Origin of the sequence: Bacteroides sp. AM16-24 (genome assembly GCF_003471885.1) — a bacterium.
In the GTDB taxonomy this organism is placed as follows: domain Bacteria; phylum Bacteroidota; class Bacteroidia; order Bacteroidales; family Bacteroidaceae; genus Bacteroides.
The window spans coordinates 1-1517 of record NZ_QRKI01000029.1; the positions used below are offsets into that span (position 1 = coordinate 1).

General features: G+C 33.0%; 1 protein-coding gene. It reads right to left on the minus strand.

Annotated features, from left to right (window positions below):
• Positions 1 to 398: 398 nt before the first annotated feature.
• Positions 399 to 1409 carry an ArdC family protein gene (locus tag DW182_RS21035; RefSeq protein WP_005780952.1) on the minus strand — a complete coding sequence of 337 codons (1011 nt, stop codon included), beginning with the start codon at positions 1407 to 1409 and terminating at the stop codon, positions 399 to 401.
• Positions 1410 to 1517: the final 108 nt, after the last annotated feature.

Sequence of the window (1517 nt, forward strand, 5' to 3'; positions counted from 1 at the left end):
CTGCAGGGTGTGCCAGGAATGATAATTCGGTATCATTTCATCATGCCATGTTTACCCATCAGTGCCGGAACTCCGAAAAGTACGGTATCAATTTCTTTCCCTATAGTTCTTATTGGGTTAGACAACAAGACGCATTAAAATGTATTCTCAAAGTGAGAATGTATTTTAATTTGCGTCATGTTTCCGCTTCTGCAATGCTTACTAAAGTGGAGTTACCTAAAAGGTAGTGGAACTTTACTAAGGATTGCAGAAGGGATAAAGAAACATACCTTAGAAGGGTGGGTGGGTTTACCGATAGCAAAACTATTGGAGCGTAACAAAGTGAAGCGATTAAGCCTTTTTGGTTCTTTTTTGGCGTTTGAAAAAAGAACTCCCCCCAATGAGGGGGGAAGGAACCTTTAAGCAACCTTTGTATTTTTCTCTTCTTCAACTTCTTCCACATCTAGCCTTATATTTAGATGCTGGGCTATGAATTTACTACCTTTAATAGCATCTGCCAATACAGTAAATAAAAATTTAGGTTCTTCTTTTATTGCTTTGCACCATGATTTTAAATAAGCCGCATTTTCTTCTCTGACGGTTACAGAAATACCCAAATATACACCAGACAAAGCCGATATTAATTCTGCTACAAGTTCTTCACGCCCATAATTGAATTTATCATTTTCATAAAATCCTTTTCGATTTAGTCTATTTTTAACACCTGTACTATGTCCCATTTCATGTAATTCTGTACCATAAAAACTTTCTCCGTCCTTAAATTGGCTCTTTAAAGGTAAAGTAATGCTATCATTTGATATTGAATAAAACGCACTATCACTAGAAACCGTTTGAATAGGACATACCCAATTTTGATTCTTATTCATTTCATCAAGTATTGGATTTACATACATTTCTTTCTCTTCTTGTGGCTGTTCCTCTCCTGAAAATTTAGCCTTTAATATATCCCATCTATTGGGATATTTTTCCGCAAAGTTTGTTTGGTCTAAATTAAAAACTTGGAAATATTTTGTATAAGCTGCTAAACGGTATTCTTTTTGTTCTTCTTCTGATAATTTGTTATATTCATCATATGAAATTTTTTCATTTGTCTGACGATGATAAGCACAAAATAATGTATAATAAACAGGAAAAGCAACAGCACCTTTTAGAACATTAATACCTTCGTTTCGTGCTTGATTGAATGTCAAAAAAACAGGAGTTTGATAATTATATTTTTCACACAAAAAATAAAGTAAAAAAGCGTTTCCACCACTATAAGTACGACCTGTTAAATTTTGTGGTAAAAAGTTCTGTTTAGAGTTGACTTTAGAGAACCAAGGTTTTTGCCAATTCATAGACAAGCTTTCAATTTTTTCAACCATAAGGTTTACAAACTTCTCTGCATTTTTATCAAAAGTAGATTTCATAATTTTGTTTGCTGTTCTTTATACTGGCAGCCAAACCAGCTTTAAAAGTTTATTTATCTCTTTATTTTCAATACTCAAAGATAGTAATTTTCTATAAATGTCGCAAAT

Excerpts from the sequence above, each read along its gene's own strand:
- DW182_RS21035 (WP_005780952.1), bottom strand. The coding sequence starts at position 1,409 with ATGAAATCTACTTTTGATAAAAATGCAGAGAAGTTTGTAAACCTTATG.